We start from the raw sequence: 7787 nt of genomic DNA, 5'->3' as shown, positions 1-7787 counted from the left end.
TTCCTCTTGGAGTGACCTCGTTAAGGAATATAACATAATGTCAAGAATTATTGCAAGTGCTTAACAATTTCTGGAAACTCCTTCCGACTCAGAGGATTGCCATCGACGAGATCCTCCTACAATAAAAAAAGATGTTAATCTATTTTCTATACGATATTTATATCTTATTTTAGAACGATTTTGATTTCCCATCATCTGTTCAAAATCTAAACAATGAATCGCATCTTCAGATAAAGCTTGGCAAGGACGAACTGTACATTTTAAGCGGTAATCTCCCGTAAAAAATACACATCGAGTACAAGGAATATTATGCAGGCGCTGTAGTCCTGTTAATCCACTCACGGGGTGACAACCCCGTCAAAAACCTGAGCTAGAGGGAATGGAGCCAAATTGCGGTAAAAAAGATGGGGTAGTATTCGTGAAAAGCCCCATCAAGTGAAAATAATTCCTCAATTTGACCAATAGATGGAGAGAATTACACTCGCTTGTCTGAGTTGGGTTTATTGCCAGAAACTCGTTTTTACTTGAGAGGTGTTAAAGTTACAAAACAAAAAGGATTTGGTAAATTGAATGTAGCTGCTTATTGGAAACGTAAATATAAAGGGAAGGGGGAGAAAGAAGGATGGTATCTTTTAACAAATTTGGGAGATTTAAAAGCTGTAATCTCTGCTTTTAAATGTCGAAGTGGGATTGAGGCGATGTTTAAAGATTCTAAGAGTGGGGGTTATAATTTAGAAAAAACTCAAGCATCTGAGCACCGTTTAAATAACTTAATTCTACTCATCGCTCTGGCTTACAGTTGTGCGATTCTTCAGGGTCAACAGATTAAAAGGAAGGGGATTCAAAACTATGTAGGTCGGCTAAAGGAATTTCGGCGATCGCTACGCCGTCACAGCAGTTTTTGGATTGGGTTATATAGCCAATCTTGGATGATAGGAATGGAGTTTTTTCAACAAATTGTCAATGAATTAATGCTGATAAGACGTAACAAGTTGCCTTTTTTTCAAAGGGGGTTAAGGGCTATGTCCTTGATTTTATCAACCTTTTAACGGGGTTGTCACCCCGTCAGATTTCTGGGACTATGGATTCATTTATTTATAATTACTTGCAATAATTAGTCCAGAGCAGCTTCAGGCTTAATGATTTAAAGCGTGTAGACGGGGAATTGTGACTGCAATCAGAAAAATTCCAAATTGAGTGGTGACAATACTCGGCCCAGAAGGCAGGTTAAAGACGGCAGAAATCACCATTCCTACCATCGCACTGAATCCTCCTAGTCCAGCCGATAGGATAATATAGCTACTAAAAGTCCGACTTAATAAACGGGCTGCACAAGCCGGGATCACCACAAAAGCACTAACTAATAACACGCCAATAGATTTAATTGAGATTCCGACTACTAAAGATAATAAAATAATAAAAGTACAGCGATGAAAAGACACTGAAACACCCCGAATTTTAGCCAAGGGTTCATGTAATGTAATCAACATTTGTGTTCGCCATGTTCCCCCAATAAATCCACAACAAATCATTAATAAAATACTGCTAAAAATTAAATCCAGTGGTCGGACTGCTAAGATATCCCCAAATAATAATTGATTAATTCCGCCTTTATATTGTCCGACAAAGCTTAAAATAATAATGGCGATCGCTAAAGAAGACGAATAAACAATATTTAATAACGCATCTGTCCATAATCGAGTTTTTTCCAATAAATAGGTCACTCCTAATGCAAATAAAACCGCAAAAGGAAGTAACACGACGGATGGATTTAGCCCCAATAATAAGCCAATACTGACCCCCAACAATGCTGAATGTCCTAACGCATCACTAAAAAAAGATAACTGTCGCAAAATCGTAAAACTACCTAACATTCCCCCCATTAAACCCGTCATCACCCCACTGATTACAGCACGCTGCATAAAAGGCAGTTGAAACAAGCTAATAATTCGCGCAGTTTCCGCTTCAATATTCATAATTTTCTCTTCCCAGTTCAACCATCAATCCAACTTTCGTCTTAATTCTTAATTCTTAATTGTTAGTAATAGCGTTGAAACCCCGTTAATTCCCCTTGATAAATCTGGGAAAGAGAATCAGGAGACAAAACCAACTCAGGCGTTCCTTGACATAGCAACGTCCGATTTAAACAAAGAACGCGATCGCAATGATGCCGCACCCGCTCTAAATCATGGGAAATCTGCAAAATCGTCCAACCTTCCTCTCGTTTTAATTGCGCCAGCAGATTATAAAACTCCGATTCCCCCCGCACATCCAATCCCGCCTGAGCTTCATCCAGAATCAACAATCGTCGAGGGCGAACCAAACAATAAGCCAACAAAACCCGCTTCAGTTCACCCCCCGACAGCCCACTAATCAGTTGCTTTCTCAAATAAGTTACATCAACTCTCTGCAAAGCCGCTTGAACAGCATCATGGCGTTTTTTCCCATTAGTCCAAGGCAACTGAAAACCCAATTGATCCCACCCCAAACCCACCAATTCTTCAACCGTCATGGGAATCCGTCGATCAAATAGAAAATTTTGGGGCAAATAAGCAATTTGTTGACGGATCATTGCAGGGAGAAAACCTGTAGAACTCAGGGGGTAATCAAGGATAAAAATTTCTCCCACTTGTCGCAGTAAAATTCCTAATATCGCTTGTACCAAGGTACTTTTCCCCCCACCATTGGGGCCGATAATCGCCGTATCAGTTCCCGCTTCTAAGCAGAAAGAAACATCTTCAACGGCTAGATAAGTTTCTCGATAAACAGTTAATCGATTAACCGTTAAAACAATATTGTTCAACTCCACCTCCTAAAACCGCAAACCCACAGGAGTAGCAATTCTCAGTGGCAATAACGATTGATTTTGTTTTTCCGTAAAAGCAAAAGCCAGATTTTTAGCATTCTGACGCATCGTTGTAATATAGTAATCCGGTTGTAATGCTTCAACGCCTCCGGTTTCCAATGGATCAAAAGTGCTGACTCCAACATTCAAATCTTGAGCCAATGCGTTAAACACCGATCGGCCTTGGGGTTCGGTTAACAAGGTTTTGAGATGGGTATTTTCTACGGTATCCATCACCCGCTTGACATCCTCTGGCGAAGGTTTTTCTTCAGGAATATCCACCAAAAATTCTGCTTTCAAGTTGTAACTATCCGCAAAGTAGGGGGCAAAGTCATGAAAAGCGACAAAGGTTTGACCCGAATAAGGTCGCAACATTTGAGCGGTTTCTGCATCCAGTTTTTGTAACTGTTGAATATAAGCAGCCGCATTAGTGGTATAAATTGCTTTTCCAGAGGGGTCAGTCGCGATTAAACCATCTCGGATGTTTTCAACTTGACGAATAGCCCGTTTGGGATCAAGCCAGATATGGGGGTTATATTCTCCATGATCATGATGATGATCCCCTCCATGATCATGATTATGTTCTTTTCCAAGATCATTCGATAATAATTTAATGCCCTGACTGGTATCAATAATTTTTAGGTGGGGATTTTCCGCATTTTTAATCAGATTTTCAAGAAATTGTTCCATATCTAAGCCGTTTTTCACCAAAACATCCGCTTCAGCAATGATTTGAGCGTCTCCTGGTTTGGCTTGATAATCGTGGGGGCCAACATTGGTGGGAAGCAGTTGAACGACTTCTGCGCGGCTACCGACGACCGCTTTTGTAAATTGGGTCATGGGTAAAAATGTGGTCACAACTCGTAATTCAGCCTTAGCCGTCGGGGTTGCTGTCCCAGCCGATTGTCCTTGAAGGGTTTCTGAATTGGGAGTTGGGAAATTAGGCGCGCAACTGCTGGAGGCGATCGCCATTGTTGAGACCAAAAAGATTGAGAAGCGATCAAGCCAAGATTTAGCCAATGGGATGATCGCTGTCTGCGTCTCAGGAGAGTCAAGCCTTGAAGATTTGAAGGATGGCATTGTTTTAAAATGATAATCATTATCATTTTAGTATAATAGAGGAACTTGGCACCCTCAAGAGTTGATTATTTTCCAGCAATTTTCAACCCCTCTCGATAATGAGCAATCGCAGTAATCACAGCAACCGCAAAATAAAAAATCCGAATTCCCCAAAAACAAATCGCCATAATCACGGTAATTAAAGTGGGAGGAATCCCACTCACCCGAACGAATTTAGAATTCACTTGTTTTTCTAAGCGTTCCAATTCTTGCATCTGAACTTGTCGGGTTGGAATCATCGGAAATTGTCCAGTATAGACATAAAAACCGAAGACCCCATCGTAATGAATTCGGCGTTTTAAAAAGTGATCTGCAATGATTTTAGCTTCGGGAAACGAAAGATCATCATCCTTAGCAAGATCTCCGACCCAAAGATTGTATTTGACAATCTGAGGTACTGATAAAATAATGGGAATTAAAAGAATTAGGAAACAAGTAGTAATTTTTCGAGCATTGGAAGTGGGTAACAAACCCGTTGCTAATCCCAATCCCATCCCGACAATTGCAAAGACCAAAATATTGAGTAAATCAATAATTTCTAACCCCCGAAGTAAATCCCCAAACATAAAAATCGGGTAAATAAATTGATGGGCGAGTTTGAGGACTAGAACTTTAATGGCGATCGCCACTCCTGTGAGAACAACGACACAGAAGACAAACAGGAAAGCGCATACAATATAAACCGTAATGGTCTTCAGTCGTTTGAAGAAATTCATTGAACGGATTTAGAGGGTGAAGGTTGAGCAGGGGAAGACGTTAAAGTGAACTGGGCGAGTTGGGTAATTTGGGCAATTTCCATTTCTGAAGGCAAGGGTTGGCCTTCAGTGTGTAACCATAACAGATACTCAATATTTCCGGCAGGCCCTTGGATGGGCGACCAGGTTAAACCTCGATATTGCCATCCTAATGACAGGGCGACACAACCCACTTGAAAGATAGCACGGGCTTGATCTTGACAATCTCGGACAACACCTTTTTTGCCCACCCGTTCTTTCCCAACTTCAAATTGAGGTTTTACTAACAGTACCACTTCTCGATTCGGCTTTAACAATGGCCACAACGCAGGTAGGATTTTGGTTAAGGAAATAAAAGATACATCAACAACGGCAAAATCCGCATATTTTTCTGTAGAGGTATCCGATGTAACATTTAAATCTCCGTACAATTGACCTGCAGTTAAATAGCGGAGGTTAGTCCGTTCTTTCAAAATCACTCGCCGATCGTTTCTAATTCCCCAGTCTACTTGCCCATACCCAACATCAACGCCATAAACCTGTTGCGCTCCCGCTTGTAATAAACAATCCGTAAACCCCCCTGTGGAAATTCCCCCATCCAAACAAATCCGATTAGCCACATCAATTTTAAATTCCCTCAACGCTTTAGCCAGTTTTTCACCCCCTCTGGACACAAACCGCGATCGCTGTTTCACATCAATTTCCGCTTCAGAATCAACTTCCGTTCCCGGTTTATCAATCACCTGTCGATTCACTAAAACCTCTCCCGCCCGGATTAATCGTTGAGCCTGTTGGCGGGACTCGCATAAATTGCGCTCTACTAATAACGTATCGAGTCGTTGCTTCACGAAGATCTTAAATCGGGAGTAAACAATAGGGAATAGCTGAACTGGAAGAGAAATACGGGGTGAGGTTTGTTACATTAATCACTGCTATTACTTAGTTTGGGGTCGATTGGACACATTTTCAAGCCGCATTAAGATCGCCTTCATTCAGGATTTGATCCCCCCAAGCCCTGGATTGGGAATTAGGAGGATGTCCATCCCGACCGTGTAAAAATGATCATAAAAATGGCATCACCCTAGAAACTCCTGACAGATCAATCAAAATCGTTCATCTGATAGGAGGAGTAACCAGGAACAGTGCGCGCCGAATTCAAAGAGCGCGATTGCATTGGAATCGCTAAAAAAATTAAGTGAGGGATTAAATATCCTGTTCACCCAATTCTCGAATTAAATGATCAAAAGGTTGTTCTAAATAATCACCCGTAGGTAAACCTGCGGATGCGACTTGTTCAGCAACTAAATCTTTCAGAATTCCGATGCCAAACACGGTAGGGCCAACGGGAACATTTAAAGAATTGTAAGTTTCCCGTAACCCTTGCAGTACCCGTTCATCTAAAACATCCATATCGCCCGCTACCAGCGCATAGGTCGCATAACGCAGATAATAGTCCATATCCCGTAAACAAGCTGCATAACGACGAGTCGTGTAAGCATTGCCACCCGGACGAATTAACTCAGGAACTTGAGCAAATAAAGTCGAAGCCGCTTGTTTGACCAAAGTCGCCGCATTACTATTGATCACAGCCGCTGCTTGAACTCTGGCTGTACCGGTTGAAAAATAGGACTTCAGTTGATCGATGGCATCTCGATCCAAATACCGACCGGTTCTGTCGTAATTTTTTATTAAGCTTGTAACGGCGTCTCGCATGAAGGCTATCTCCTTTATAATATCTTTCAATTATTCTGAAGCCGCGACGTGCTGTATTGTAGCACTCAATACAAAACTTAATCAATCTGAGTCACTATGATCAGCCAGTCGCTTTGTCAGACCAACTGTCAAGCCCTTCAGAGATAATCAGTATTTTTGAGGAGATATTCATTCATGTCTGAGACTGCCCAAGAGGTCTTGTCGATGATCGAAGACCAAGGGATTCAAATGATTGACTTGAAATTCGTGGATATGCTAGGAACCTGGCAGCATCTAACGGTACACAACAGCCAAATCGATGAATCCTCCTTTACAGATGGTGTACCGTTTGATGGTTCTAGTATTCGCGGTTGGAAAGCCATTAACGAATCCGATATGTCAATGGTGTTAGATCCGAAAACAGCTTGGATCGATCCCTTCATGGCAGAACCCACACTGAGCATTATTTGTAGTATTAAAGAACCCCGCACGGGGGAACCCTACAATCGTTGTCCCCGTGTGATTGCCCAGAAAGCCATTGATTATTTAATTTCAACTGGAATTGGCGATACAGCCTTCTTTGGCCCGGAAGCAGAATTTTTCATTTTTGATGATGTTCGCTTCGACCAAACCCAACATTGCGGCTATTACTATGTCGATTCCGTTGAAGGTCGTTGGAACTCTGGAAGAGAAGAAGCCGGTGGAAACTTAGCTTACAAACCCGGTTACAAAGAAGGATATTTCCCCGTCGCACCCACGGATACTTTCCAAGATATCCGTACTGAAATGTTGTTAACCATAGCCAAATGTGGTGTTCCCATTGAAAAACATCACCACGAAGTTGCTACGGGTGGACAGTGCGAACTCGGTTTCAAATTCGGTACCTTGATTGAAGCCGCCGATAATTTGATGATCTACAAATATGTGATCAAAAACGTCGGTAAAAAATACGGTCGCACCATCACCTTTATGCCCAAACCCATTTTTAACGATAACGGGTCTGGGATGCACACTCACCAATCTATCTGGAAAGATGGTCAACCTCTGTTCGCAGGAGATAAATATGCTGGATTCAGCGATATGGGCCTGTGGTACATCGGCGGAATTCTCAAACACGCTCCCGCGTTGTTGGCTTTCACCAACCCCAGCACCAACTCCTACAAACGCTTAGTTCCTGGGTTTGAAGCTCCGGTGAACTTGGCTTACTCTCAAGGAAACCGTTCGGCTTCGGTGCGGATTCCTCTATCTGGAAACAACCCTAAAGCCAAACGCTTAGAGTTCCGGTGTCCTGATGCGACCGCTAACCCCTATATGGCCTTTGCGGCTATGCTCTGTGCGGGACTCGATGGGATTAAGAACCAAATTGATCCCGGTGAGCCTTTGGATGTGGACATCTA

The 7787-nt window shown here is 42.3% G+C and carries 9 protein-coding genes; 2 read left to right on the top strand and 7 right to left on the bottom strand.

Features of this window, described 5'->3' with window-relative positions; genetic code table 11:
• Positions 1 to 60: 60 nt before the first annotated feature.
• Positions 61 to 342, bottom strand: a complete 282-nt coding sequence (locus ACKPEB_RS19890) for a hypothetical protein (protein WP_408966728.1) — start codon at positions 340 to 342, stop codon at positions 61 to 63.
• A gap of 161 nt (positions 343 to 503) precedes the next feature.
• Here ACKPEB_RS19890 and ACKPEB_RS19885 point away from each other — a divergent pair, with 161 nt between their 5' ends.
• Entirely contained in the window at positions 504 to 1049 is a 546-nt protein-coding gene (locus ACKPEB_RS19885) for a hypothetical protein (RefSeq protein ID WP_408966727.1), read from the top strand.
• Between the two features lie 87 nt (positions 1050 to 1136).
• On the opposite strand, the gene ACKPEB_RS19880 is transcribed toward ACKPEB_RS19885, so the two are convergent.
• The 6 genes from ACKPEB_RS19880 to apcB form a co-directional block, all read right to left on the bottom strand.
• A complete protein-coding gene (locus ACKPEB_RS19880) occupies positions 1137 to 1976 on the bottom strand; it encodes a metal ABC transporter permease (protein ID WP_408966726.1) in 840 nt (279 codons plus the stop codon).
• Between the two features lie 62 nt (positions 1977 to 2038).
• On the bottom strand, positions 2039 to 2803 hold the full coding sequence (locus ACKPEB_RS19875; protein ID WP_408966725.1) for a metal ABC transporter ATP-binding protein: 765 nt from the start codon (positions 2801 to 2803) through the stop codon (positions 2039 to 2041).
• Positions 2804 to 2812: 9 nt separating this feature from the next.
• Positions 2813 to 3925 carry a metal ABC transporter solute-binding protein, Zn/Mn family gene (locus tag ACKPEB_RS19870; RefSeq protein ID WP_408966724.1) on the bottom strand — a complete coding sequence of 371 codons (1113 nt, stop codon included), beginning with the start codon at positions 3923 to 3925 and terminating at the stop codon, positions 2813 to 2815.
• A 65-nt stretch (positions 3926 to 3990) separates the two neighbouring features.
• Complete coding sequence (locus ACKPEB_RS19865) at positions 3991 to 4680, bottom strand: hypothetical protein (RefSeq protein WP_408966723.1); 690 nt, start codon at positions 4678 to 4680, stop codon at positions 3991 to 3993.
• Complete coding sequence (locus ACKPEB_RS19860) at positions 4677 to 5546, bottom strand: TlyA family RNA methyltransferase (protein ID WP_408966722.1); 870 nt, start codon at positions 5544 to 5546, stop codon at positions 4677 to 4679. The genes ACKPEB_RS19865 and ACKPEB_RS19860 overlap by 4 nt, the downstream gene beginning before the upstream one ends.
• A gap of 355 nt (positions 5547 to 5901) precedes the next feature.
• Positions 5902 to 6411, bottom strand: coding sequence for an allophycocyanin subunit beta (gene apcB / locus ACKPEB_RS19855; RefSeq protein ID WP_408966721.1), 510 nt, complete (start codon positions 6409 to 6411; stop codon positions 5902 to 5904).
• Between the two features lie 174 nt (positions 6412 to 6585).
• Between apcB and glnA the strand changes: the two genes are divergently transcribed.
• A partial coding sequence (gene glnA / locus ACKPEB_RS19850; RefSeq protein WP_408966720.1) for a type I glutamate--ammonia ligase occupies positions 6586 to 7787 on the top strand: 1202 nt, incomplete at its 3' end.

It is taken from the genome of Planktothrix sp. (genome assembly GCF_046067725.1).
Lineage (GTDB): Bacteria > Cyanobacteriota > Cyanobacteriia > Cyanobacteriales > Microcoleaceae > Planktothrix.
Note: the sequence above shows the minus strand (reverse complement) of the source record. Positions and strands in the feature narration are given on the sequence as shown.